The 23,519-nt window shown below is 63.9% G+C and carries 26 protein-coding genes; 3 read left to right on the top strand and 23 right to left on the bottom strand.

What is annotated here, in order from left to right; translation table 11 throughout:
• From JJ959_RS00390 to yajC, 6 genes are all read right to left on the bottom strand, one after another.
• Positions 1–849 carry a squalene/phytoene synthase family protein gene (locus JJ959_RS00390; protein WP_292879294.1) on the bottom strand — a complete coding sequence of 283 codons (849 nt, stop codon included), beginning with the start codon at positions 847–849 and terminating at the stop codon, positions 1–3.
• Positions 846–1,781, bottom strand: a complete 936-nt coding sequence (locus tag JJ959_RS00385) for a squalene/phytoene synthase family protein (RefSeq protein WP_292879293.1) — start codon at positions 1,779–1,781, stop codon at positions 846–848. The genes JJ959_RS00390 and JJ959_RS00385 overlap by 4 nt, the downstream gene beginning before the upstream one ends.
• Positions 1,774–2,151 carry an Mth938-like domain-containing protein gene (locus JJ959_RS00380; RefSeq protein ID WP_292879292.1) on the bottom strand — a complete coding sequence of 126 codons (378 nt, stop codon included), beginning with the start codon at positions 2,149–2,151 and terminating at the stop codon, positions 1,774–1,776. Before JJ959_RS00380 ends, JJ959_RS00385 begins: the two co-directional genes overlap by 8 nt.
• A gap of 4 nt (positions 2,152–2,155) precedes the next feature.
• A complete protein-coding gene (gene secF, locus JJ959_RS00375; protein ID WP_292879291.1) occupies positions 2,156–3,118 on the bottom strand; it encodes a protein translocase subunit SecF in 963 nt (320 codons plus the stop codon).
• 12 nt (positions 3,119–3,130) lie between these two features.
• A complete protein-coding gene (gene secD, locus JJ959_RS00370; RefSeq protein ID WP_292879290.1) occupies positions 3,131–4,705 on the bottom strand; it encodes a protein translocase subunit SecD in 1,575 nt (524 codons plus the stop codon).
• Between the two features lie 70 nt (positions 4,706–4,775).
• Complete coding sequence (gene yajC / locus JJ959_RS00365; protein ID WP_292879289.1) at positions 4,776–5,147, bottom strand: preprotein translocase subunit YajC; 372 nt, start codon at positions 5,145–5,147, stop codon at positions 4,776–4,778.
• 257 nt (positions 5,148–5,404) lie between these two features.
• Here yajC and JJ959_RS00360 point away from each other — a divergent pair, with 257 nt between their 5' ends.
• On the top strand, positions 5,405–6,262 hold the full coding sequence (locus JJ959_RS00360; protein WP_292879288.1) for an ATP-binding protein: 858 nt from the start codon (positions 5,405–5,407) through the stop codon (positions 6,260–6,262).
• 10 nt (positions 6,263–6,272) lie between these two features.
• Here the strand turns inward: JJ959_RS00360 and JJ959_RS00355 are convergent, their stop codons facing one another.
• The 15 genes from JJ959_RS00355 to JJ959_RS00285 form a co-directional block, all read right to left on the bottom strand.
• A complete protein-coding gene (locus tag JJ959_RS00355) occupies positions 6,273–7,313 on the bottom strand; it encodes a LysM peptidoglycan-binding domain-containing M23 family metallopeptidase (RefSeq protein ID WP_292879287.1) in 1,041 nt (346 codons plus the stop codon).
• Between the two features lie 107 nt (positions 7,314–7,420).
• Positions 7,421–8,065 carry a protein-L-isoaspartate(D-aspartate) O-methyltransferase gene (locus JJ959_RS00350; protein ID WP_292879286.1) on the bottom strand — a complete coding sequence of 215 codons (645 nt, stop codon included), beginning with the start codon at positions 8,063–8,065 and terminating at the stop codon, positions 7,421–7,423.
• Between the two features lie 6 nt (positions 8,066–8,071).
• Positions 8,072–8,869: a 5'/3'-nucleotidase SurE gene (surE, locus tag JJ959_RS00345; protein ID WP_292879285.1), complete on the bottom strand. Its 798-nt coding sequence runs from the start codon at positions 8,867–8,869 to the stop codon at positions 8,072–8,074.
• Positions 8,870–8,883: 14 nt separating this feature from the next.
• Positions 8,884–10,173, bottom strand: a complete 1,290-nt coding sequence (serS, locus tag JJ959_RS00340; RefSeq protein ID WP_292879284.1) for a serine--tRNA ligase — start codon at positions 10,171–10,173, stop codon at positions 8,884–8,886.
• A 114-nt stretch (positions 10,174–10,287) separates the two neighbouring features.
• Positions 10,288–11,109 carry a twin-arginine translocase subunit TatC gene (gene tatC, locus JJ959_RS00335; RefSeq protein WP_292879283.1) on the bottom strand — a complete coding sequence of 274 codons (822 nt, stop codon included), beginning with the start codon at positions 11,107–11,109 and terminating at the stop codon, positions 10,288–10,290.
• Between the two features lie 3 nt (positions 11,110–11,112).
• Entirely contained in the window at positions 11,113–11,562 is a 450-nt protein-coding gene (gene tatB, locus JJ959_RS00330) for a Sec-independent protein translocase protein TatB (protein WP_292879282.1), read from the bottom strand.
• 96 nt (positions 11,563–11,658) lie between these two features.
• Positions 11,659–11,898 (bottom strand): twin-arginine translocase TatA/TatE family subunit, encoded by a 240-nt coding sequence (locus JJ959_RS00325; RefSeq protein WP_292879281.1) that lies wholly within the window; start codon positions 11,896–11,898, stop codon positions 11,659–11,661.
• Positions 11,899–12,004: 106 nt separating this feature from the next.
• Positions 12,005–13,087 (bottom strand): ABC transporter ATP-binding protein, encoded by a 1,083-nt coding sequence (locus tag JJ959_RS00320; RefSeq protein ID WP_292879280.1) that lies wholly within the window; start codon positions 13,085–13,087, stop codon positions 12,005–12,007.
• 142 nt (positions 13,088–13,229) lie between these two features.
• Entirely contained in the window at positions 13,230–13,883 is a 654-nt protein-coding gene (gene scpB, locus JJ959_RS00315; protein ID WP_292879279.1) for an SMC-Scp complex subunit ScpB, read from the bottom strand.
• Positions 13,880–14,680 (bottom strand): ScpA family protein, encoded by an 801-nt coding sequence (locus JJ959_RS00310; protein WP_292879278.1) that lies wholly within the window; start codon positions 14,678–14,680, stop codon positions 13,880–13,882. Before JJ959_RS00310 ends, scpB begins: the two co-directional genes overlap by 4 nt.
• An 8-nt stretch (positions 14,681–14,688) precedes the next feature.
• Positions 14,689–15,396: a site-2 protease family protein gene (locus JJ959_RS00305; protein WP_292879277.1), complete on the bottom strand. Its 708-nt coding sequence runs from the start codon at positions 15,394–15,396 to the stop codon at positions 14,689–14,691.
• Positions 15,396–16,415 (bottom strand): beta-N-acetylhexosaminidase, encoded by a 1,020-nt coding sequence (nagZ, locus tag JJ959_RS00300; protein WP_292879276.1) that lies wholly within the window; start codon positions 16,413–16,415, stop codon positions 15,396–15,398. Before nagZ ends, JJ959_RS00305 begins: the two co-directional genes overlap by 1 nt.
• Positions 16,416–16,428: 13 nt before the next feature.
• Positions 16,429–17,349, bottom strand: coding sequence for an SPOR domain-containing protein (locus tag JJ959_RS00295; protein ID WP_292879275.1), 921 nt, complete (start codon positions 17,347–17,349; stop codon positions 16,429–16,431).
• On the bottom strand, positions 17,346–19,103 hold the full coding sequence (argS, locus tag JJ959_RS00290) for an arginine--tRNA ligase (RefSeq protein ID WP_292879274.1): 1,758 nt from the start codon (positions 19,101–19,103) through the stop codon (positions 17,346–17,348). The genes JJ959_RS00295 and argS overlap by 4 nt, the downstream gene beginning before the upstream one ends.
• Positions 19,103–20,311, bottom strand: a complete 1,209-nt coding sequence (locus tag JJ959_RS00285) for a deoxyguanosinetriphosphate triphosphohydrolase (protein WP_292879273.1) — start codon at positions 20,309–20,311, stop codon at positions 19,103–19,105. The genes argS and JJ959_RS00285 overlap by 1 nt, the downstream gene beginning before the upstream one ends.
• Before the next feature lie 168 nt (positions 20,312–20,479).
• On the opposite strand from JJ959_RS00285, the gene erpA reads away from it, so the two are divergent.
• Positions 20,480–20,869 carry an iron-sulfur cluster insertion protein ErpA gene (gene erpA, locus JJ959_RS00280; RefSeq protein WP_292879272.1) on the top strand — a complete coding sequence of 130 codons (390 nt, stop codon included), beginning with the start codon at positions 20,480–20,482 and terminating at the stop codon, positions 20,867–20,869.
• Between the two features lie 100 nt (positions 20,870–20,969).
• Complete coding sequence (xth, locus tag JJ959_RS00275) at positions 20,970–21,740, top strand: exodeoxyribonuclease III (protein WP_292879271.1); 771 nt, start codon at positions 20,970–20,972, stop codon at positions 21,738–21,740.
• 56 nt (positions 21,741–21,796) lie between these two features.
• On the opposite strand, the gene JJ959_RS00270 is transcribed toward xth, so the two are convergent.
• A complete protein-coding gene (locus JJ959_RS00270; RefSeq protein ID WP_292879270.1) occupies positions 21,797–23,299 on the bottom strand; it encodes a M81 family metallopeptidase in 1,503 nt (500 codons plus the stop codon).
• Positions 23,300–23,337: 38 nt separating this feature from the next.
• A complete protein-coding gene (locus tag JJ959_RS00265; RefSeq protein WP_292879269.1) occupies positions 23,338–23,514 on the bottom strand; it encodes a hypothetical protein in 177 nt (58 codons plus the stop codon).
• Positions 23,515–23,519 lie beyond the last annotated feature (5 nt).

Genomic DNA, 23,519 nt, shown 5'->3' with positions numbered 1-23,519 from the left:
TCAGTACCGGCGTGTCAGACTGGCGATCCAGAAACGCCAGACATCGAAGGGATCGGGCGCGGCAAAAGACTGGGTGAACGGATCGTGGCCGACCCGTTTCAGCATGTCGGTCCGTGAGCGGGTCTGCCGCGCCGGCAAAAGCAGTGGCGTGATCCGCTTCGTCTTCCGGAGCTTCAAGAGCCCTCGCCTCGTCAAAGCACTTGCACGATCCGCCAACTCCCTGACGGCGGCGCGCGCGCCTTCGTCCGCCTTCAGTTCGGAAAAGGCGCGTGGACTGCCTCCATGTTTCTCCAGCAGCGTGCGCGGAAAGAACGGCCGGCGCTGCGCCTCCAAGTGTGCCGTTGCGCGCAGCTTGCCGATGAAAGCATGTCCCGCGGCGATATCCGCCAAAGGTTCGAGAACGGCGCTGTTCGACGGATCGAGAATGGCAGCACTCAACCGTACCAGTGGTTCCGTGGTTGCCCTGAGACAACGTTCCGCCTCCTCGAGATCTTTCATGGGGCGGTCTTCGAGATCCCGTTCCCGGGCGTCGATCAGGGCATCGAACGGCGCCCGCGGAAGATCGTAAGCGGCCACCGCGTCGGCGAGCGGCAGTACCACCTCATGCTGGCGCGGCTCGCCTGCATAGATGCCCTCGATACTCTCGCGCCACCATTGCAGGCGGATCGCGCCGATCATGCTCTCGCTGACGCTCTCCCGGGTCTTCGCGACCTCGTGGTTGAAGGCATAGAGCGTGAAAAGCGCTTCGCGGCACTCCCGCGGAGCGAACAGCGCGAAGCGGAACCGGTCCGGATCGTGCTGTCGGAGGATCGCCGCCGGAGCGGTCAATCTGCTACCGTCGCCTGTCACGGTTCGGCCCTCGCGTTCAGAAGGTCAGCGCGGAGCGAAAGTTCCAGTTCGGGCGCCGCGGCGAGTCCTTCGAAGAAATCGGCGCTGAACCGTTCGAACAGCGTCTCGTAGATCCGGATCAGTCCCGACAGCGCGAAATACTCGCGCCGGCCAAGAAATGGTTTCAGGCGAGCAAGCGACTGGCGTCCGAGCTCCAGGTGCCCGTTCGCCCTGGCGCGGACCAATACGGCCAGCTGCGAGATCCGGGGATCGCGAGCCCGCACGGCTTCGGAGAGACCGCTTTTCTCCAGCCCGGCCTCGGCGAGCAGGCTTTGAGGGATCGTGACCAGCCGGTCCGAACGCTCCGCATCCTTCGCCAGATCGCGCAGAATATGGACGAGGTAGCAGAAGATTCCGAGATCGACTGCGTAGGTGACCGGCGCCTCCGGTAAATCGCAGTGGAAACCTGTCCGACCGGGTTGTGCCGCCAGGAGATAGATGAAGACGGTCGCTGGCGCGACGGTCGCGCCTTCGGCATAGGACAGGAAATCCTCCCAATCCGCCATTTCCCGCTCTTCGACATCGCGCCGCATCGCATCGGCAAGCCCCCGCCATGGCGTTTCGCCGAGGTCGGAAACGAGCACGATGTCCTGCATTGCGCGCCGGACCGGGTCTGGGAGAGGTCCCTGTTCCGCGTGGCCGAGACACTGCCCTTCCCAGGCATCGATCTCCTGCAGCATCAACTCGCGGGTCTCGGTCCGTGCCGGCGCCGGGCGCATCAGGAAATCGTCATCGACCCTATCGTCGATAAGGCGCATGGCGGCGTAGCTCGCGAAGAAGAAATCCTGGCGCGGAGGCGGGAGAAGACGGGCCGCATGAAGCAGGTTTGCATTGGCCCGACCGGCGATCTCTCGGCAGAAAGCGATATCGCTTTCTCTGGCGCGGTCAGTCAACGGGCAGCAGCGCCGCCGCGACCCGGCGCCCTTCCGCCAGCAACACGTTGTAGGTCCGGCATGCGGCCCCTGTATCCATGATATCGACCACAGGCCCCTTTTCCCTCACGGCCGCCCTGAGCGACGGCAGCACGAACTCTGTCCGCGCGCCGGTTCCGAGCAACAGGATTTCCGGAACCGGCTCCCGTTCGGTCACAAGTGAGAAATCGTCGAGCGAGAGTCCCGAAATTCCGCTCAAGTTCCAGGCGAAGGTCGCTTCCGGAAACACGATCACCGCGCCGGCATGGCGCTCGCCCGTTATCCGGAACGCCCCGTCGCCGTAAGCCTCGATCAGCTGGCGGCCTTCCGGGATCAGGGGCGTCACATCCATTGGATCAGTCCTTCGGTCCGTCGGCTCCCTGCGGCACGGTCCCGGGCGCGCCCAGGTCCTCGTCCTCCTCGTCGCCCCGTCGCGGCTGCAGATAGAGCAGCAACGGAACCGCGACGAAAATGGAGGAATAGGTGCCGATCACGATGCCCCAGATCATCGCCAGCGCGAAGTCCGCCAGCACTGCTCCCCCGAAGAAGTAGATCGCCAGAAGCGCGAGCAAAGTCGTGAAGGAAGTCATGGTGGTGCGGGACAGGGTCTCGTTGATCGAGAGATTGAACAGCTCCGCGAGCGACATCTTCTTGTATTTGCGGAAGTTCTCGCGCACCCGGTCGAACACGACGACGGTATCGTTGATCGAGTAACCGGCGATGGTCAGGATCGCGGCGACCGTCGGCAGGTTGAACTCGTGCCCGTTCAGAGCGAACAGCCCGAAGGTCGATATGATGTCGTGGGCCAGCGCGATCAGGGCGCAGACGCCGAACTGCCATTCGAAGCGGAACCAGATGTAGACGAGGATCGCCCCGAGCGCGCCCAGCATGGCGAGCATACCGGCCTCGATCAGTTCCGCGCCGACCGTGGGTCCGACGAACTCCGTCCGGCGGTAATCGACCTTGTCGCCGAGGGAGGATTTCACCGCCTCGACCGCGAGAAGCTGCTCTTCCTCGGTGCCGTCCTGTCGCTGGATCCGGATCAGGACTTCGTTTTCCCCGCCGAATTCCTGGATCGCGACCTCGCCGAGATCGAGAGCGCCGAGCTGAGACCTGAGGGCCGGAATGTCCGCCGGTCCCTCGGTCTTGATCTCCATCAGGATACCGCCGCGGAAATCGATGCCGAAATTGAGCCCGTTCACGAGAATCAGGCCAAAGCTCGCCAGCACCAGCGCGATCGAGAAGACAAACGCCTTCGTGCGGTTTGCGACGAACGGGAAGTTGGTTCCGTGGGGAACGATGCGAAGTGGCTTGAACATCTCTCAGTTCCCTCAGATCGGCAGTTCGCTCGGGCGGCTGCGACGCAGCCAGAGCACGACAAGGAGACGGGTCACCATGATCGCGGTGAACATCGAGGATATGATCCCGATCCCGAGCGTAACGGCAAAGCCCTTCACCGGCCCGGAGCCGACGAAATAAAGGAATGCGACCGCGAACAACGTGGTCAGGTTCGAGTCGACGATGGTCCGGAACGCACGCTGATATCCGGCCTCGACCGCCGCCATAGGCGTTCGACCGTTCCGGACTTCCTCACGAATGCGCTCGAAAATCAGCACGTTCGCATCCACGGCCATGCCGATGGTCAGCACGATGCCGGCAATGCCCGGAAGCGTAAGGGTCGCCTGGAGTGTCGACAGTACGGCGACAATCAGGGCGATGTTGAAGAACAGTGCGGCGTTGGCCAGGAGACCGAAAAAGCCGTAGGCGACGACCATATAGCCGATCACGAGCAGAAGCCCGATCATGCTGGCGACCTTGCCGGCCGCCACCGAGTCCGCGCCAAGTCCCGGGCCGATCGTCCGCTCTTCGAGGACCTGAAGCGGTGCGGGAAGCGCACCTGCACGGAGCAGAAGGGAAAGGTCCTGGACTTCCTGCACCGTGAAGCTGCCGGAAATGATACCGGCCCCGCCAAGAATGGCGGTCTGGATCACCGGTGCGCTGATCACCTTGCCATCGAGCACGATGGCGAAAGGCCGGCCGACATTCTCCGACGTGGCCTGGCCGAAGCGGCGGCCGCCGACGCTGTCGAACCGGAAGCTGACAACAGGCTGCCCGTCCTGGAAGCTCGGCTGGGCATCGACGAGGTTCTCGCCGCTGACCATGACCCGGCGCTTCACGACATAGTGCCGCGGTGCCCCCGAGCGCTCGTCGGCCGCTTCGAGCAGCTGTGAGCCCGGCGGGACCCGGCCCTGGAGGGCGTCCTGAACGGAGGCCGTCGTATCGACCATACGGAAGGTCAGCTTGGCCGTCTGGCCGAGCAGCGCCTTGATGCGCTCCGGATCGTCGACGCCGGGAAGCTGAAGCAGGATCCGGTCGTCGCCCTGGCGCTGGATCGTCGGCTCGCGCACGCCGGTCTCGTCGATGCGGCGGCGGACGATTTCGATCGACTGGGAGATCGCGCGGGTCTTGAGGTCGCGGATGGCGACTTCGGTCAGCGATATCCGGACGACATTGCCGACATCGGTTTGCGTTTCGGTTTGCGGATCGATCCGGCGCACGATATCGCGCGCCTTATCGAGTTCCTCAGCTTCACGCACGGTGAAGCGGACCGTATCGCCCGAAACCCCGAGGCCGCGATAGCCGATCCGCTCCTCCCGGAGATTGCGCCGGGCCTGGTCGACGATGGACTCAAGCCGTTCGGCAATGACCACGTCGACGTCGACCTCAAGCAGCAAGTGCGATCCACCCTGTAGGTCCAGGCCGAGATTGATCTTCTTGCCGGGAAGCCAGGAGGAAGGAAGGTCCTGCGTCAGGTCGCGCTCGATCACGTTCGGCGCGGCATACAGCACGCCAAGCGCGCAGACCAGCGCCACAACAGTGATCTTCCAGGGCTGAAATTGGAGCATCTTCTAGTGCCTCTAGCCGGATCGGGCAGTCTGAACGACGTTCGGCGCCGTTGCCGGCGCCGATCCCGTCTTATTTTTTCTCTTCGGAGGCCGCTTTCTTGTCCGACGAATCCGTATTCGCGGGCTCGGTCTTGGCGCGGACATCTGTGATCATGCTGCGCACGACACGGACCTTCACGCCTTCCGCGATTTCGACCAGCAGCTCGTCCTTGTCTTCGATCACCTTGGTGACCGTACCGACGAGGCCGCCATTCGTGACGATGACGTCGTTCCGGCGAACCTTGGAGAGCATCTCCTTGTGTTCCTTGACCCGCTTCTGCTGCGGACGGATCAGAAGAAAGTAGAAGACGACAAAGATCAGGATCAGCGGCAGGAACGCCATCAGATCGAAGCCACCGCCGGCTCCGCCAGCCGCTTGTGCATAGGCCGGTGAAATGAGCATTAAGTTCTCCCAAACTGCCACGGGTCAATTGCGGCTCTGCGCATACCCCGCTCACATAGTCGTTTCACGGCCTTGCTGCCAGCCATTTCCGCCGGATGCAGCCGAAAACTCGGAACGGCGGACTATAAAGCCCCGCCCGGCAATTTCAATGGCCGGAACCCCATTGAATTGACGGAGCGGCGGCGTGTGATACTTTCCCGCCGCCCAGCCCCCTGGCGGTCGGGCCTGGTTCGATACTCTTCTTAAGGTTCAATGACATGTCCGACGCCCGGGAACTCGAGATTCTCACCCGTATTGCAGACGCCCTCGAACGTATCGCGCCGCCGCCGGCGAAGGCCGCCGACCTTGGCGATGCCGAGGGCTTCGTCTGGAATGCGCAGACCGGCCAGGTCGATCCGGTAAGGCAGATCAACCGTGTCGATATCTCGCTTCTGAAAGGCGTCGGCCCGCAGCTCGAACAGCTCTACGAGAATACGGACCGTTTCGCCCGCGGGCTGCCGGCCAACAACGCGCTGCTCTGGGGCTCGCGCGGCATGGGCAAGAGTTCGCTGGTCAAGGCCGTGCATGCCGAGGTGAACAGCAAGCGCGACGGGATCCTGGCGCTGGTCGAAATCCATCGCGAGGATCTGGAGACCCTGCCCCGCCTGCTCAATCTCGCGCGTGAGACCGAGCGGCGTCTGATCGTGTTCTGCGACGATCTCTCTTTCGACTTTGCGGACAATTCCTACAAGTCGCTCAAGGCGGTTCTTGAAGGCGGCGTCGAAGGCCGCCCGTCCAACGTGCTGTTCTATGCGACCTCCAACCGCCGCCACCTGATGGCGCGGGACATGATCGACAACGAACGTTCGACCGCGATCAATCCCGGCGAGGCCGTCGAGGAGAAGGTCTCGCTGTCTGACCGTTTCGGTCTCTGGCTCGGCTTCCATGCCTGTGACCAGGATACCTTCCTCTCCATGATCGAAGGCTATGTCAGTGCCTATGACCTACCGATTTCCGCCGAGGACCTGCGCGCGCGGGCGAAGGAATGGCAGGTGACTCGCGGAGCCCGCTCCGGCCGCGTCGCCTGGCAGTTCATCCAGGATCTGGCCGGCGATCTCGGCAAGAAGCTCGACTGAGCCCGACGGCTTAGATCTTTTCCAGATACTGCCGCGGATCGACCGCGCGCTTTTCCTTGCGGATCTCGAAATGCAGCTGCGGGCGGTCGACGCTGCCCGTGGACCCGACCGTCGCGATGGTCTGACCCCGGCGAACCACGTCACCGCGCTTCACCAGCAGCTTGTCTGTATGGCCGTAGGCGGTGATCCAGCCATCGGAATGTTTCAGCAGCAGAAGCCGACCAAAGCCGGGAAGTCCGTCTCCGGCATAGGCGACGACCCCGTTCTCGGCCGCGACGACAGGGGCGCCGTGCGGCGCGGCGATATTGATCCCGTCATTGTGCAAACCGCCCTGACGTGGCCCGAAATTGGCGATCACCCTTCCCCTCACCGGCCAGCGGAAGCTGGAACCGGTCCGTTCCGGAGGTCGGATTCTCGCGACTTCGAGTCCGGTCTTCGCATCAGGGGCCGGGGCCTGAGCGACAGGCCGACTGACAGGTGCCGGCGCGGGCCTGACATTGGAAACGGCCGGCGCTGCCCCAACAGGATTGCGCGGGTTGGGTTCGGGCAGCGCCACGGTTCCCGGGGTCAGCAAAGCTGTCCGGGTCCGGCTGCCGCGCGCGCCCGGTCCCTCCGGCAGAGCGACATTCGGCGTCGCTGCGGCGATTTCCTGCGAGGGAAGACGCAATTCCTGGCCGACATGGATCTGGTACGGCGCTGCGATCCCGTTCATCTGCACGACCGTCCGCATGTCGACATTGAAGCGTCGGGAGATCGAAAACACCGTGTCGCCCGGTCGCACGAGATAATTGCTCGGCGCGGGCAGACGGAGGTCCTGCCCCACACTCAGCCGGTATGGCGGCTGCAGGCCGTTGGCGATGATGATGTCCCGCACCGGCACGCCGTAGCGCCGGGATATCTCGTAGACAGTGTCGTTCGGGCCGGCGCTGATCCTGCCGCCGGGCGGAATGGCAAGGCGCACGCCGGCATCCGGACGCGAGTTCGCGAGGCGCGGCGCGTTTCCGCTGCAGGAGGCGAGCAGACCGGTCAGCAGCAGGAGCGCGACCGCCACCAAAAATCGTGAACGCTTTTCGGCCATGGGGCGAGTTTAGGTTTTGCGAACCCGGGGCTCAAGCAACGGAGGAAGGATACCGCTAACTTGCGGCGGCACCGGACATTTCAGGCGCTGTCCCGCGCCTCGCTCTCGATCAACGGAACGAATCGCACCGGGAGCATTCGCTCCGGCTCGATTCCCTCCTCGGTCCGGGTGAAGCGGAAGATATGCTGGGTCCCTTCCTGCGGGCCGATCGGGACGACCATGATGCCGCCGATGGCGAGCTGTTCCAGAAGCTGCTCCGGAACGTCCTCGGAGGCCGCAGTGACGATGATCCGGTCGAACGGTGCCTGCTCCGGCCAGCCCTTGCTGCCGTCGCCGATCCGCGTGGAGATCGTGTGCAGGTCGAGCTGCTTGAAGCGCGCGTTCGCTTCTTCCGAGAGGCTCTTGTGCCGTTCGATGGAATAGACCCGGCGCGCGAGCTTGGCGAGGATCGCCGTCTGGTATCCCGAGCCGGTCCCGATTTCCAGCACCTTGCACCGGTCGTCCAGCTTCAGTGCCTGTGTCATGTAGGCGACGACATAGGGCTGGCTGATGGTCTGCCCCGCACCGATCGGCAGCGCCCGGTTGTCATAGGCGAAGGTCTTGATCGGTGCCGGGATGAAGATTTCCCGGGGGATGCGTTCGATCGCGCCGAGCACGGCCGCGTCCGAAATACCCTCCCGGCGCAGTTCCATGATCAGGCGGATCTTGCTTTCCTCAAGCGTCATGGCCGTTCATCCGGTTGCGCGCTCGGGCGCAAAGGCCTGTTGAAGGTCGGAAAGGGTCTCGTTGTCGGTCATGTCCATCTTGATCGGCGTGACCGAGATATATCCATGATCGATCGCCTCGAGATCGCTCCCGGGCGCGTAGGGCCGCATGCTCTGCATATGGCCGATCCAGTAATGTGTCGCGCCCCTCGGATCGATGACCTCCATGATATCGTCGCCATTCTTCCGGCGCCCCTGGGCCGTCACCCGGATCCCCTTAACCTGCTCCGCCGGGACGGGAGGAAAGTTGACGTTGAGCAGCGTGTTAGCGGGAAAACCCTGCTTCAGGATCCGCCGCAGCAAATCCGGGCCGTACGTTTCTGCCGGCGTCCAGTCCGCCGCCTCGCCGTCGATCACTTCCTGGCTGAAGGCAATGGCCGGGACGCCGAGAATGGTCGCTTCCATGGCCGCGGACACGGTCCCGGAATAGGTCATGTCCTCGGCCAGATTACCGGCTCGGTTCACCCCGGAGAGCACGATATCCGGGCGCTTTTCCTTCATCAGCAGGTTTACCGCCAGCAACACGCAATCGGTCGGCGTGCCATTCACGGAATACCAGTTCGGCTGATGCTCCCGGGCCTGAAGCGGGCGGCGCAGGGTCAGCGAGTGGCCCGCTCCGCTCTGTTCCGTCTCCGGCGCCACGACCCAGACATCGTCCGAGATCGAGAGGGCGATCCGCACCAGGACCTGAAGTCCCGGTGCGTAAAAGCCGTCATCGTTCGAGATCAGGATGCGCGCCTTGGAGTGATCGAGCGGCCAGGCCATGGAGCGTTCTCCCGTCAGCCGCCGGCGGAGATCCGCGTGAGGCCGCCCATGTAAGGCTGCAGGACCTCAGGCACGGACACCGAGCCGTCTTCTTCGGCGTAGTTCTCCAGCATAGCGATGAGGGTGCGGCCGACCGCGAGGGCGGAGCCGTTCAGGGTATGAACGAAGGCGGTCTGCTTGCCGCCGGCGACCCGGTAGCGGGCCTTCATGCGGCGGGCTTGGAAATCCCAGCAGTTCGAACAGCTCGAGATCTCGCGATACATGCCTTTGCCGTTGTCCTGCCCCGGCAGCCAGACCTCGATATCGTAGGTCTTGCGCGCGCCAAACCCGGTATCGCCCGAACAGAGCGTGACGACGCGGTAGGAGAGCCCGAGGCGCTTCAGCACCTCTTCGGCACAGTTCGTCATCCGCTCGTGCTCTTCTGCGGACTTGTCCGGATGGGTGATGGAGACAAGCTCGACCTTGCTGAACTGGTGCAGCCGGATCATGCCCCGCGTGTCGCGCCCGGCCGATCCCGCTTCCGAGCGGAAGCAGGGCGTATAAGCGGTGAAGCGCAGCGGCAGTTCTTCTTCCGCGAGGATCTCGCCGTTGGCGATATTGGTCAGCGGCACTTCGGCGGTCGGGATCAGCCAGTGATCGCCCGTCGTCCGGAACAGGTCCTCGCCGAACTTCGGCAGTTGTCCGGTGCCGTAGAGCGCCGCGTCGCGAACCATGTAGGGCGGCGAGACCTCGGTATAGCCGAACTCACCGGTGTGGATATCCAGCATGAAGTTGGCGAGCGCACGCTCAAGGCGCGACAGCTGGCCTTTCAAAAGCGTGAAGCGCGCCCCGGAGAGCTTCGCCGCGGTCTCGAAATCCATCATGCCGAGGCCTTCGCCAATGGCGACATGATCCGCCGACTTGGCGTTGCCTTGCGCCGCCGGCCCCACCTTGCGGATCTCGACATTCGCGGTCTCGTCGGGCCCGTCCGGCACGTCGTCGGCAAGAATGTTCGGCAGTCCGGACAGTGCCGCGTCGAGCTTCTCGGAAAGCGACCGTTCGTCTTCCTCGAGCTGCTGCATGCGGGCCTTGATGTCGGCCACTTCCTTCATCAGCGCATCGGCGTCGCCCCCCTGGGACTTCACCTTGCCGATCTCCTTGGAGGCCTCGTTGCGGCGCTGCTGCAGGGTTTGCAGTTCGGTCGTGGCATCCCGCCACTTCTTGTCGATCTCGAGGATGGCGCCTGCCTGCGGCTCGAAGCCGCGGCGCGCCATGGCCTTGTCGAAGGCCGCTCCGTCCTCGCGAATCCATCTGATATCGTGCATCTCACACGTCCATTCTGTTCGGCATTCTGTTCGGAAACCCGGTGAACTCTTATAGGCAGTGCCACCCGACGGGTCCAGCGGCGGGCGCCGGTGGCTTACCGGCGCGCCCTGGCGTCAGGTGGCGGTGCTAGACGGACTCTCGGGCTCGTCGTCGTCATCCTCGAATTCGTCGGCATCGTAGCCGCGCTTCTTCTCGACGATGCGGGCACCGATGATCGAGATCTCGTAGAGAATCGCGACCGGGATAGCCAGCAGCACCTGGGAGATGACGTCCGGCGGCGTCAGTATGGCCGCGACGATGAAGGCGATGAGGATCGCGTATTTGCGCTTCTTGGCGAGCCCGGACGACGTCACAATCCCGACCTTTGCGAGCAGGATCATCAGGACCGGCAGCTCGAAGCAGACGCCGAAGGCGAAAATCAGCCGCATCACCAGCGAAAGATACTGGTCGACCTTCGGCTCCAGAACCAGCGGCAGCGAGCCATCCGTACCCGGGTGCTCGAAGCCGAGGAAGAATTTCCAGGCGAGCGGGATGACCAGGTAATAGACCATCGCGGCGCCGATCGTGAACAGAACCGGAGTCGCGATCAGGAATGGGAGAAAGGCCGTCTTCTCGTCCTTGTAGAGGCCCGGTGCGATGAACTGCCAGATCTGGATCGAGATCACCGGAAAGGCGACGCAGGCGGCGGCGAAAAAGGCGACCTTAAGGTAGGTGAAGAAGGCCTCGTGCAGCGCGGTGTAGATCATCCGGCGCCCGGCTTCCCCCTCCGTCAGATGCGCGAGCGGCGCGACGAGGAAGGAAAAGATCTGCTCGGAGACCGCGTAGCAGGCGAAAAAAGCGACCAGGAAAGCGGCAAACGAATAAATCAGCCGGGTCCGCAGCTCCACCAGATGGTCCAGCAGCGGCATCCGCTTTTCTTCGATTTCGTCACTCATGGATTATTGTCCGGCCGCAGCGCTTTTCTCGGCGCTCTTCGTTTCAGTGGAAGTCGGCGCCTCTTCGACCGTTGGCGTTTCCGAAGCAGCCTCCGGCTTTCCCGCAGCACCCGGGGCCGCTGGAGTATCGACCGGGCGCGATGAGGCTGCGTCCTTGGCCTGGCTCGCGATCCGCTCCATCTCCTTCTTGGTCTCGCCCGCGGGGTCGACCCAGTCGTTGACCTTCTTTTCGAGGTCCCCGCTCGAGATGCTCTTGGCTTCCTTGCGCAGCTCGTCCAGCTCGGCCTCGCGGGCCACCTCTTCGAGAGAGTTCTGGAATTCACGCGCCACACTCCGCGCCTTGCGGATGTAGGTGCTGATCGATCGCACGACGCGCGGCAGGTCGCGCGGTCCCACAACGACCACCGCGACGAACGCGATCAGCATGAATTCCTGCCAGCCGAGATCAAACATCAGCGCATACCATCAGTCACGCGAGCGGACGGCCCGCTCGCGGGCCCATCCGTTTCCGGCGCAAGACGCCGGAAGGCCGTAAAGAGTTTAGTCCGCTCAGCTTTTCTGAGCTTGATCGGCCTTGGACTCGGTCCCGGCGGACTCTTCGGATTTCAGGCTCTTGGCGGCTTCCGTCTCGGAACCCTGCTCGTCGCCCTCTTCCTTCATGCTCTTCTTGAAATTGCGCAGGCCCTTGCCGAAATCGCCCATGATCGAGGAGATCTTGCCTCCGCCGCCAAACAGCAGCAGGGCGACAGCGATCACGATCAGCCAGTGCCAGATACTCATCGCACCCATAAGGTTACGCTCCCATTCGAATCAATTCGTTCCGCCCCGCCACGGGACTTTTGCGGTATATAGGCATGTTCACCCGTGCACTGCAACGTCCAGCGCCCAGGTTATTTCAGGACACGCGCCCTTGCCTTGCCGGAAAAACGAATATCTGTCCCGGATCGAGCTCGATCCTGAGGCGCGTTCCGGTTTCCGGAAGAAATATGCCGGGCATGCGGGAATGAAAGTGCCACTCGATTCCGCTGCCGTTCTCGCCGGAATGGACATGCAGGTGAATGAGGCTGCTGCGCCCGAGCAGCCGGGCCTGCATGACCCTCGCCGTGTAGTCGCTCTGGCCCGCCTGCAAGGTCGTGACCCGTAGGCCCTCCGGACGCACGATCACGGTGACCTCGTCCCCGTCCCGAAGTCCTTCGGCGCGGACATGCCCGATCGGCGTCTGGACCTCACCGCTCTCCACCCGCCCGGAGAAGGCATTCACCTCGCCGAAGAACCCGGCAACAAAGGCGGAATTGGGATAGCAGTAGAGTGTGTGGGGCGAGCCCTCCTGCACGATCTTCCCGTCCCGCATGACCGCGATCCGGTCTGCCATGAACATGGCTTCCTCGGCATCGTGGGTCACCATCAGCGTTGCGGCGCCGCTTTCCTTGAGCAGATGCAGGACGTCGTCCCGAACCTGACTCCTCAGCGCCGTGTCGAGCCCGGAATAGGGTTCATCCAGTAGGATGATGCGCGGGTTCGGCGCCAGCGCCCGCGCGAGTGCGACGCGCTGCTGCTGGCCGCCCGAGAGTTCGTGCGGGAACTTGTCCGCCGCCCCTTCCATGCCGACCCGCCGCAGTTCCGTCAGCGCTTTCGCACGGCGCTCGGATTTCGGAAATTCGGAGAGGCCGAAGGCAACGTTGTCGACCACACTCAGATGGGGAAACAGCGCATAATCCTGAAAAACCAACCCGATTCCCCGTTGCTCCGGAGGAATCTGGCGCCCCGGCACCGCCACTTCGCGATCGCCCATCAGCACCCGGCCGGTCTGCAGTTGCTCGAGACCGGCCGCCAAGCGGAGTGCCGTCGTCTTGCCGCAACCGGACGGGCCGAGCAGACACACCACCTCTCCGGCGGCGATCTCCAAAGAAAGGTCGTCGACGACGGGGAGTCCGTCGAAGCGGTGCGTGATCCCCTCTAGGCGAAGTACGGGCGTCATTCCGGTATTGCGTCCATCTGGCTCGGGAGCAGTGGCACACCTGTGGGGAGACAGCGTTTGTGTTCGGTGATCATGGCAGGTCCGGAGGTATCAGATGCGACAGGCCGGCTCAAGACGAACCGGTTGCGACGCTTTCGCCGCTTCAAGCGCCGTCTTCCGCGTCGAGCAGCTCGAACTGGCCGTCATCTTCCTCGTCGTCGTCATCGTCATCGCTGTCGTCGCCCATGGCGATGGACGTAAGGCCAGGCCGCTTGTCCAGCATCCCGGCGGCTTTCAGCTCCTCGAGGCCCGGCAGATCGGCGAGCGAGCTCAGACCGAAATGGTCGAGAAACGCCTCGGTTGTTCCCCACATCAGCGGACGGCCGGGAACCTGCCGCCGCCCGCGCGGCTGAATCCAACCGGCCTCCAGGAGCGCGTCCAACGTGCCTTTACTGACGGCAACACCGCGGATTTCCTCGATATCCGCCCGGGTAACCGGCTCGTGATAAGCGATGATGGAGAGCGTCTCGAGCGCCGCACGGGAGAGCTTCCGGCGCACCGCGACCTCGATCCTGAGCGCCTCGCCGATATCCGGCGCGGTGCGGAAGGCCCAGCGGTCCTTGATGGTCACAAGATGCACGCCGCGCTCGGCATAGCGCTTCTGCAGAGCCTCCAGAATGGGCTCCGCTGCAACACCGTCCGGCAGGCGCTCGGAGATTTCGGCGGTCGAGAGCGGATCCTTGCTCGCAAACAACAGCGCTTCGACGATCCGCTCGGCCCGGCTCGGCCCGCTATTCTCGGTCTGATCGGAACTCACGCATCGCCCTCCCGGGAGCGGAAATAGATCGGCTGAAAGGTGCCCGCCTGATTGAGCTCCGCCTTGCCGTCCTTCACCAGCTGCAGCGATGCGACGAAGGTCGAGGCGATCGCGGAGCGCATCCGGATTCCCTTTCGGAGGCCTTCCGGCAGGAAGGAGAACAGCGTCTGCCACTCGGGCACTGCACCGAGCACCCGGCTGAGGCGTTTCACGGCATCCTCGACGGAATAGAGATGCGTCGCCTCGATCTTCAACGCCAGACGATCGTGCCTGACCCTGTGATCGGCATAGGCGCGGAGCAGTTCGTAGAGCGTCACGTCATAGACCGCGCGGCGCCGCACCGAGATACGATCTCCCTGCCCGCGGGCAAAGAAATCGCTGCCGAATTGCGGTCGTGCCATCAGCGCCTCGCCGGCCTGCTGCATCGCCTCGAGTCGCATGAGCTGGAACCTGAGGGCTTCCGCCATCTCTTCCGGCGTCTGCTGCTCCTCCTCCTTCTCGGCGGGCGGCAGCAGCAGACGCGACTTCAGGTAGGCCAGCCAGGCCGCCATGACGAGATAGTCGGCGGCGAGTTCAAGGTTGAGCTTCTGGGCCTGGTTGACGAAGGCGAGATATTGTTCCGCGAGCTGCAGGACCGAGACATGAATCAGGTCCACCTTCTGTTCCCGCGCGAGCTGCAGCAGGACGTCGATCGGCCCCTCGAAACCGTCGATATTGAGGAACAGCGAGAGCTGCACCGGCTCACGCCGCCTGCGGTGATCAGGTTCCGGGCTCTCGAATGCCCCCGTATCGCTCATGCGCTCTCTCAGATCTGTCCCGTCATCATCAGCACGAATTGTAGCAGATAATGCACACCGATCATGACCAGACGCATGAGGTAATTGAGCTCGATGCCGATCTCCCGCCCGATGAAGGGCAACAGGAACAGCAAGCCCACGACGATGAAGATCCCGTAGCGCTCGAGCCGGACATAGCGGCGGGCCAGCTCATAAGGCAGCAGTCCGGTCACGATTCGCCCGCCATCGAGCGGCGGGATGGGGAGCATGTTGAAGACCGCCAGCACCAGGTTGAGCAGCACTCCGTTGACCAGCGTCGCTTCCCACCAGGCCCCGAACCATTCCGGAAACCAGGTGACAGTATGCAGCAGTGCGGATGCGGCTATGGCGAGCAGGACATTGATCCCGGGACCGGCGGCCGCGACCAGCATCATATCCCGCCGCGGATTGTTGAGGCGCGACATGGCAACCGGCACGGGTTTGGCGTATCCGAACACGAACGGCGTTCCGGCAAGCGCCCAGCCCGAAATGATGCAGAGGATCGGCAGGACGATGGTGCCGAATTTGTCGATATGGGCGAAGGGATTGAGCGTCACCCGCCCGAGCAGCCGCGCCGTCGGATCGCCGCACAGATTGGCGACGAACCCGTGCGCCGCCTCGTGCATGGTGATGGCGATCAGCACCGGCAGCGCCCAGATCGAGGCGGTAAAGAGAATGTCGGAGACGAAGTTTTCCATCAGGAGGTCGTGCCGGACAGCTCGGCGAAGGAGGCGAGCAGATCATCCCTGTCGGCCGGCTGTGCCTCTCGTCGGATCCGTTCCATGAAGCAAAGCACCATCTCCGCGCGGCGGAGCGCCTCGTCGGACAGGGCCGGAACGGCGCCCGCAATCTCCCGCATCTCGTCCATATCACCGTTGCAGTGAAGGACGAGATCACATCCCGCCTCGAGGGCACGCGCAGAGGAGACGGCGAGCGGTTCGGCGAGCGCCTTCATGGAGATATCGTCGGTCATCAGGAGGCCGTCAAACCCGATTTCCCCGCGAATGCAGTCCCGGACGACCTTCGGCGAGACCGTCGCCGCATTCTCCGAGTCCAGCGCTTCGTAGACCACATGCGCCGTCATCGCCATGGGCAGGCTTGCGAGCGCCTTGAAAGGTGCGAAGTCCACTTCAATCAATGTTTCGCGCGCGGCATCCACTCGCGGCAGAGCATGATGGCTGTCGACACCCGCGCGCCCGTGTCCCGGGATATGTTTCATCACCGGCGCGACGCCGCCGGCGGCGAGGCCTTCCGCCTGCGCCCTGCCAAGCCTCGCCACGATCTGCGGATCATAGGCAAAAGCCCGATCGCCGATCACGTCATGCGCACCGTCCTGGCGCACGTCGAGCAACGGCAGGCAATCGACATCGACGCCGCAGGCCGTCAGTTCGGCCGCGATCAGACGGGCGTTCACCCGTGCCGCCTGCTCTGCGCGCACCGGGTCTTTCCGGTACAGCTCTCCGAACAGTGCGGCCGGCGGCGCCTTCCGCCATGTCGGCGGCTTCAGCCGCTGCACGCGCCCGCCTTCCTGGTCGATCAGCACCGGGGCATGGTGCTCGACGCAATCCCGCAGCTCCTCCGTCAACATACGGATCTGCTCAGGACTTTCGCAGTTTCGCTGAAAAAGAATGAAACCGAACGGTTCGGTTTCCACGAACAACTCGCGCTCGGCCCGGGTCAGTTCCGGCCCGGCACAGCCGAGAATCAGGGCGCGCATCGGCGGTTCCGATCTAGCGTTTGACGACGAGGCAGGCCTGGCCCTTGGCCTTGAGCGCATCGCAGGCAGCTTTCGCCGCCGCTTCGGTCAGAGGACCGCCCTGGACACGGAAGAAGATCCCATTCGACGTGTTGATGCGCTGGTAGGTCGGCTGAAGGGAACCGAGCAGCGCCGCGTTGGCGGACTGGACCCTCGCCCACTCTTTCTCGGCTGCCGCTTCGGTCCTGAGGGCCGCCACCTGGATATTGAAGTCACCTGCCGCAGGCGCCTTCGGAGCTGGTGTCGGTGTTGCGACGGCCGTTTCGGCCGGCGTCGGTGCCGGTGCGGCGGGCTTCGGTGCTTCGGCCGCCGTGGTGGGAGTTGGCACCGGTGTCGGGATCGGAGCCGGCGGCGGAGGCGGTACAAGCGCTTTCGGCGCCGTCGCGTCCGGCGCTTTCGCGGGCGGAATTGTCTCGGGCCCTCTTGGCGCGGGCGCGGTCTCCGCCGGCGCGACGGCGACCGTTGCGCTATCCGTCGGGGTTTCAGCGGCGGGAGCGGCAGGGAGCGGCTCCGGAGCCGGTACCGGCGTTTCCGGCGGCGGCAGCAGACGCTCGACCCGGCCCTCGCCGTTCTGTGCGCCACGCCCGGATCCGAGATCGTCGAGCACGAGCTTGTCCTGATGCGGTACCTGCATGCCGCCCGGGGAGTCCGGTCGCACTTTCGAAGGGCTTTCGTCTGCCTTGATCAGGGGCGCCGCCGTCTCGCTGCCGATCCGCCGGCCCTGGTCGTAGGCGTACCAGACGACCCCCGCAAATGCTGTCACCGCCAGCACGGCGGCGAGGATGGTGAGGCCCCGCCCCTTGCCGCGCTCTTCCGACATGAGCGGCGGCGGTCCCGGACGCTCGTCCTCATCGATGATCCGCGGCCGTTCCGGTGCCCCCGAATGCAAGCTCATGCGCGCAGTTCCTCCACGGGCTCGACTCCGATCACATCAAGGCCGGAGGCGATCACGGTCTGGGTCGCCCGCACCAATGCCAGCCGGGCCATGGTCAGCTCGCTGTCCTCGTCGACCAGGAAGCGCAGGGTCGTGTCTTCCTTGCCCTTGTTCCACAAGCCGTGGAAGGCGGCGGCGACGTCGCCGAGATAGAACGCGATACGGTGCGGTTCGTGCGCCTCGGCGGCGCTTTCGACCGTGCGGGGCCATGCGAGCAACAGTTTCATGAGACCAAGCTCGGCAGGATCGGTCAAGCGGTCGAGCACTACCGACGCGAGAGCGGTTCCCGAGAGATCGGCGCCGTTCAGCGCCTCTTCGGCGTGCCGGAGCACGGAATGGCAGCGCGCATGGGCATACTGGACATAGAATACCGGGTTCTCGCGGCTCTGTTCGGTGACCTTCTTGAAGTCGAACTCGAGGGTCTGGTCGTTGCGCCGGGTCAGCATGATGAAGCGGAGCACGTCCTTTCCGACCGAATCGATGACGTCCCTCATGGTCACGAAGGTGCCCGCGCGCTTGGACATCTTCACCGGCTTGCCGCCATCCATCAGGTGCACGAGCTGGCAGAGCTTCACGTCGAGATCGCCCTCGCCGCCCGTAACGGCCTTCACCGCGGCCTTCATCCGCTTCACGTAACCGCCGTGGTCGGCACCCCAGACATCGATCATGTCGGCATAGCCGCGACGGTACTTGTCCAGGTGATAGGCGATGTCGTTGGCGAAATAGGTCCAGGTCCCGTCCGACTTCTGGATCGGGCGGTCGACGTCGTCGCCGAACTCCGTCGCCTTGAAGAGGCGCTGCGGGCGCGGCTCCCAATCATCCGGCTTTTTGCCCTTCGGGGGCTCGAGCACACCGGTATAGAGCAGATCCCGGCCTTCGAGCGTTTCCATGACGGCATCGACCGCGCCGGCTTCGACCAGCGCCTTTTCCGAGCTGTAGACGGCCATGTCGACGCCGAGCAGACCGAGGTCTTCCTTGATCCAGCCCATGATCTCGGAGATCGCGAAGGCACGGATTTCCGGCAGCCATTCGTTCTCTTCCTTGCCGAGCCACTTGTCGCCGTCCCGCTTGGCGAGCGCCTCTCCGACTTCCTTCAGGTATTCACCCGGATAAAGCCCTTCCGGAATGGTGCCGATGTCCTCGCCGAGTGCCTCTCGATAGCGCAGATACGTCGATCGCCCGACGGTATCGACCTGGGCGCCCGCATCGTTGATGTAATATTCGCGCAGCACGTCGAACCCGGCCTTGGCAAGCAGCGAAGCCAGCGCGTCGCCGACGATGGCGCCGCGGGCATGGGCGGCATGAAGCGGGCCCGTCGGGTTGGCGGAAACATATTCCACCATCACCTTCCGGCCCTTGCCCATACCGGATGCGCCATAGGCAATGCCGGCTTTCAACAGGTCCGCGACCGCGCTGCGCCAGAAGGCGTCCGCGATCCGAAGATTGATGAAACCCGGTCCGGCGATTTCCACCTCGGTGACCTCGTCCCATCCACGCATCCGCTCAGCCAGCATTTCCGCGATATCGCGCGGTTTCATGCCCGCCGGCTTGGCCAGCACCATCGCCGCGTTGGTCGCGATGTCGCCGTGCGAGGGATCGCGCGGCGGCTCGACCACGGCCCGGCTCGCATCGATGCCGGCCGGTAGTGCTCCGCTCGACGAGAGCGATTCGAGTTCTGCGTTAAGTTTGGACTGGAAGTGATTGAAAACGTTCATCAGGTCTTCGCATTCAGGTCAAAGAGACGGGCATGCTCGATCATCGCGTAGCGATCTGTCATGCCTGCAATATAGTCGGCAACGAGCCGTGCTTGCTTGCTTTCCTCGATATCGCCGGGCTGGTCATTGCCGGTGCGCTGCCATTGTGCCGGCAAGCAATTAGGCTCGCTCATCAGGAGCTCGAACATGTCGGTGACCACCCGGCGCGCCTTGCTCGCCATCCGGTTCACCTTGTAATGCCGGTACATGTTCTGGAACAGGAAACGTTTCAGCGCCTTGTTCCGCTCTTCCATCTCGGGCGAGAAGGAGATGATCGGCACCGGCGCCTGACGGATATCGTCGGCTGAGCGCGGCTTGTGCTCGGCCAGCCTTTTCCGGCTCTCCGTCAACAGATCCTCGACCATAATGCCGATCAGGCGGCGGACGATCTCCTGCACCAGCTTCGAGTTGGAAAGATCGCCGTAGGTGTCCCGCACCTTGGCGACGATCTCGCCCGCGAGCGGTGCCTGCAGCAACGTTTCGATTCCGAACAGATTGGCGTGAAGCGCATCGTCGATATCGTGTGTATGATAGGCGATGTCGTCGGAAATGGCCGCTACCTGCGCCTCTGCGCTGGCATATCCATTCAACTGCAAATGCAGTTTATCGTCCAGCTCGGCGATAATCGGGGGTACATCTCCCGCACCGTGGGGACCGACCAGCGGACCGTTATGCTTGATGATCCCCTCGAGGGTCTCCCAGGTCGGATTGAGACCGTCGAAGGCCGCGTAGCGCTGCTCAAGCAGTGTCAGCACCCGAACGGTCTGCACATTGTGGTCGAATCCGCCGTAAGGCTGCATCACGGCGTCGAGCGCGTCTTCGCCGGCATGCCCGAACGGCGTGTGGCCGAGATCGTGGGCGAGAGCCAGCGCCTCCGCCAGGTCTTCGTTGAGCCCGAGCGAGCGGCTGATGGAACGGGCGATCTGCGCCACCTCGAGGCTGTGGGTCAGGCGCGTCCGGTAATAATCGCCTTCGTGATAGACGAAGACCTGGGTCTTGTATTCGAGCCTCCGGAACGCGCCGGAATGCAGGATCCGGTCGCGGTCGCGCTGGAACGGCGTGCGCTCACGCGCCTCCGGCTCCGGAAACTGCCGGCCGCGGCTGTTCCGGAAATCCACGGCGTAGGGAGCGAACTGCTGTTTCAGCGTCCAGTTCTGGGACTCGGGCATGAGAACGGGCCGGGTGCGATTCGAACTGGGCGGAACCTACTCTCGGGCGGGTCCGGGCGCAATGGCAGCGACCGGGAAACGTATTGAATTCCCGGGCGGAAACATTACTTTTTTCAAAGAACAGTGCATAATTGCGCCTTGCGCACCACGAACCTTGCTGGAGCGGCCATGAGCCTCGCCGAAGACACATCTGCCGAGAACGGTTCCACGGTTCCGCCGACCGGCGGGCGGAGCTTCGGCCTGACCGAAAGCGCCGCGAAACGGATCACGGCGCTTCTGGAGCAGGAAGAGAACGGAGAGACCAAGTTCATGCGGGTCTCCGTCGAAGGCGGCGGCTGCTCGGGCTTCCAATACGATTTCGGCTTCGACGACGAGATGAAGGAAGACGACCACACCTTTATCAGCCACGGCGTCAAAGTGGTGGTGGACGACATGTCGCTCGATCTCCTGAACGGCGGCGAACTGGACTATGTGAACGAGCTTCTCGGCGCCTATTTCCAGGTCACGAATCCGAACGCGTCCTCGTCCTGCGGCTGCGGCACCTCCTTCTCGATCTGATCCGGTTTCCGGGCGTTTCCTCGAACCGGCTTGGCCGGCAGCGGCGGGCGGGGCAGTATGCTTCCCCTCGCCCACCTCTAGCCCGGAACGGTTCTCTCCCATGAAAGTGGCCACCTGGAACGTCAACTCGATCAAGGCGCGGCTCCCGAACGTCCTCGAATGGCTCGACGGCTTTCAGCCGGATGTCGCCCTGTTGCAGGAAACCAAAACCGTCGACGAGAATTTTCCGCGCCTCGAGATCGAGGAGCGCGGCTACAAGATCCTGGCGCATGGTCAGAAGAGCTATAACGGCGTCGCCATCCTCTCGAAGCATGAGATCGAGGATCCGATGACCGGCCTACCGGGCGACGATAGCGACGAACAGGCGCGCTATGCGGAAGGGACGATCCGGGGCATTCGCTTCGCAACCATCTACTTGCCGAACGGCAATCCGATCAATACCGAGAAGTTTCCCTACAAGCTCGGCTGGATGAAGCGGTTGAAGGCGCGCGCGGCCGAGCTGCTTGCCTCGGAAAAGCCGGTCGTGCTGGCTGGCGACTACAACGTGATTCCGGCGGATGTCGACGTACACGATCCGGCCGCCTGGGCGGGCGACGCGCTCTGCCAGCCGGAATCCCGGGCCGCCTTCCGCGAGATCCTGCATCTCGGCTATGTGGACGCCTACCGGATCTACAATACGGCGCCGCACCGTTACAGTTTCTGGGACTATCAGGGCGGCGCCTGGCAGAACGATCACGGCGTCCGGATCGACCATCTCCTGCTCTCGCCCCAGGCCGCCGACCGGCTCGGCGCCTCGGGAATCGATACCGCGCCGCGCGGCAAACCGAAAGCCTCCGACCACACCCCGGTCTGGATCGAGCTGGCGGCCTGAGAGCCTACCCTCGTCATCCCGACGCAAGTCGGGACCCACTGCCGCAGGAAGAGGCTCTATCCCCCGAACGGCTCCCCCAGCGGCCGTGTGCGCAGGCCCGGTCGCAGGTTTTTCCACGGTAGTGCCCCCGGGTCAGCGAGCACCGGTCCTGGCGCCGCACATTCTATGATTTCCGCGGCGATCGGCGCGAAATCGGCGCGGTAGTGCACCGAGCTCTTGTTGCAGAGAATCTTCATTTGTTCCGGTTCGATGCCGACGAAGCGGTACATCATGCGGTCCGCCATCTGCACCTTGCGCGAGCCGACAACCACCTGCACCCCGCCGATAGACAGCCGAGCCGACGGTCCGAGCCGCATGTGGGAGCCGGAATAGAACGGGCCGGTCGCCGTAAACTGGCCGTCCGAGAGCGCTTCCACGCGGAAAGTGCCTTCGAGCGGCGCGTCGCCGGGCACACGGGACTTGCCGCCGAGCCCGAGCGTGATCTCCGCCCCAACACCCGCCGCATGCGCCGCTTCGGCCGCCGCCGCATCAACCAGAAGCCCGAGCGCCGCACCCTCCGCACCGTGCTCGATCAACGCCCGCAGGAGGCCGGTCGTGTCGCTGTCTCCGCCGCCGCCGGAATTGTCCTGCACGTCCGCGATCACCACGGGACGGTCGGCGGACGCCGCGATCCGCATCGCCTCGCGCACCGCAGCCCCCGGATCCGGAAGATCGGCCGAGAATTCCCCCTCGACTGCGCAGATTTCATCAACCAGTTGTTTCACGGCACGTTTCACGCCCTCTTCGTCTGCGCCATAAGCGAAAACGGAGGCCCCGCAATGATGGATATCGGCCGCAGGGAAGCCCGTCGCGAAGGACAGGGAGACCTTATGCTCGGCCTCGATCTCCGGAATCATGCCGTAAAGACGGCCGGCCGGATCGGCCATGGTGCATTGCCGGACCAAAGGCATCAGGAAGGGAATCTGTCCGAAGGCCCGGGCCGGTCTTCCGCCGCCGCTTTTCAGCAAGGCATCCAGCGTCCGGGCGACCCGGGCGCCGGTATCCGCCATGTCGATATGCGGATAAGTCCGGTAGGCGTCGAGCCCGTCCGCCCTCTCCACCATCTCCGGCGTCACGTTGGCGTGCAAATCGAGACTCGCCATGATGGGCAGATCCGGTCCCGTCACCTCGCGGATACGTCTCAGGAGTTCGCCTTCACCGTCCTCGTGGCTTTCGGTCACCATCGCGCCATGCAGACAGAGATAAACCGCGTCCGCCGGAAGCGCCGCCTTGATACCCTCGACGATCAGCCCGGCAATGCGCTCGAAGGCCTCGTCGGTCACATGGGCTGACGGCGAGGCTGCGGCCCAGCTCGTCGGCACCAGTTCGTGCCCCAGCCGCCGCGCCTCCTCAATAAATCCTGCAACGGAGATATTGATCCCCTTCACTGCCGGGAACAGCGGCGCGCCCGTAACCAGCGCGGGCCAGCTTCCGGGGCTGGTGAAGGCTTCCAGCTTCGCCTTGCTGGGCGCGAAGGTGTTCGTCTCGTGCTGGAAACCGCCGATGATAATCCGCGCCATTGGGCAACTCCGGAAGGGTCAGAAACGTTTGAGGGCAGTCAGTTCAGTCCGATGACGCCGCAGATCGCGACCCAGACGTCTTGCAGGATGTAGCTGTCGCGGACCATGGGCAGGACCGCGGCGGCAGCCAGGAGGAAGAAAACGAGCCCGAGAAACTCGGCCAGACGCCACGGACGGCGCCCATCGTTCCCTTGCTCGCTCCGGTCTTGTGTCATGTGCT

This window comes from Nisaea sp. (genome assembly GCF_017640745.1).
GTDB lineage: Bacteria > Pseudomonadota > Alphaproteobacteria > Thalassobaculales > Thalassobaculaceae > Nisaea.
This window is presented reverse-complemented; position numbering and strand designations above follow the sequence as displayed.

Excerpts from the sequence above, each read along its gene's own strand:
- tatB (WP_292879282.1), bottom strand. The coding sequence starts at position 11,562 with ATGTTTGATCTCGGCTGGCAGGAATTCATGCTGATCGCGTTCGTCGCG.
- nagZ (WP_292879276.1), bottom strand. The coding sequence starts at position 16,415 with ATGCGCGCCCTGATTCTCGGCTGTGCCGGGCCGGAACTGACCCGGGCC.
- JJ959_RS00320 (WP_292879280.1), bottom strand. The coding sequence starts at position 13,087 with ATGACGCCCGTACTTCGCCTAGAGGGGATCACGCACCGCTTCGACGGA.
- JJ959_RS00295 (WP_292879275.1), bottom strand. The coding sequence starts at position 17,349 with ATGAGCTTGCATTCGGGGGCACCGGAACGGCCGCGGATCATCGATGAG.
- secD (WP_292879290.1), bottom strand. The coding sequence starts at position 4,705 with ATGCTCCAATTTCAGCCCTGGAAGATCACTGTTGTGGCGCTGGTCTGC.
- JJ959_RS00270 (WP_292879270.1), bottom strand. The coding sequence starts at position 23,299 with ATGGCGCGGATTATCATCGGCGGTTTCCAGCACGAGACGAACACCTTC.
- JJ959_RS00285 (WP_292879273.1), bottom strand. The coding sequence starts at position 20,311 with ATGCCCGAGTCCCAGAACTGGACGCTGAAACAGCAGTTCGCTCCCTAC.
- tatC (WP_292879283.1), bottom strand. The coding sequence starts at position 11,109 with ATGAGTGACGAAATCGAAGAAAAGCGGATGCCGCTGCTGGACCATCTG.
- xth (WP_292879271.1), top strand. The coding sequence starts at position 20,970 with ATGAAAGTGGCCACCTGGAACGTCAACTCGATCAAGGCGCGGCTCCCG.
- JJ959_RS00325 (WP_292879281.1), bottom strand. The coding sequence starts at position 11,898 with ATGGGTGCGATGAGTATCTGGCACTGGCTGATCGTGATCGCTGTCGCC.
- yajC (WP_292879289.1), bottom strand. The coding sequence starts at position 5,147 with ATGCTCATTTCACCGGCCTATGCACAAGCGGCTGGCGGAGCCGGCGGT.
- surE (WP_292879285.1), bottom strand. The coding sequence starts at position 8,869 with ATGGCCTGGCCGCTCGATCACTCCAAGGCGCGCATCCTGATCTCGAAC.
- serS (WP_292879284.1), bottom strand. The coding sequence starts at position 10,173 with ATGCACGATATCAGATGGATTCGCGAGGACGGAGCGGCCTTCGACAAG.
- JJ959_RS00350 (WP_292879286.1), bottom strand. The coding sequence starts at position 8,065 with ATGACGCTTGAGGAAAGCAAGATCCGCCTGATCATGGAACTGCGCCGG.
- argS (WP_292879274.1), bottom strand. The coding sequence starts at position 19,103 with ATGAACGTTTTCAATCACTTCCAGTCCAAACTTAACGCAGAACTCGAA.
- JJ959_RS00265 (WP_292879269.1), bottom strand. The coding sequence starts at position 23,514 with ATGACACAAGACCGGAGCGAGCAAGGGAACGATGGGCGCCGTCCGTGG.
- JJ959_RS00360 (WP_292879288.1), top strand. The coding sequence starts at position 5,405 with ATGTCCGACGCCCGGGAACTCGAGATTCTCACCCGTATTGCAGACGCC.
- JJ959_RS00305 (WP_292879277.1), bottom strand. The coding sequence starts at position 15,396 with ATGGAAAACTTCGTCTCCGACATTCTCTTTACCGCCTCGATCTGGGCG.
- secF (WP_292879291.1), bottom strand. The coding sequence starts at position 3,118 with ATGTTCAAGCCACTTCGCATCGTTCCCCACGGAACCAACTTCCCGTTC.
- JJ959_RS00310 (WP_292879278.1), bottom strand. The coding sequence starts at position 14,680 with ATGAGCGATACGGGGGCATTCGAGAGCCCGGAACCTGATCACCGCAGG.
- erpA (WP_292879272.1), top strand. The coding sequence starts at position 20,480 with ATGAGCCTCGCCGAAGACACATCTGCCGAGAACGGTTCCACGGTTCCG.
- JJ959_RS00380 (WP_292879292.1), bottom strand. The coding sequence starts at position 2,151 with ATGGATGTGACGCCCCTGATCCCGGAAGGCCGCCAGCTGATCGAGGCT.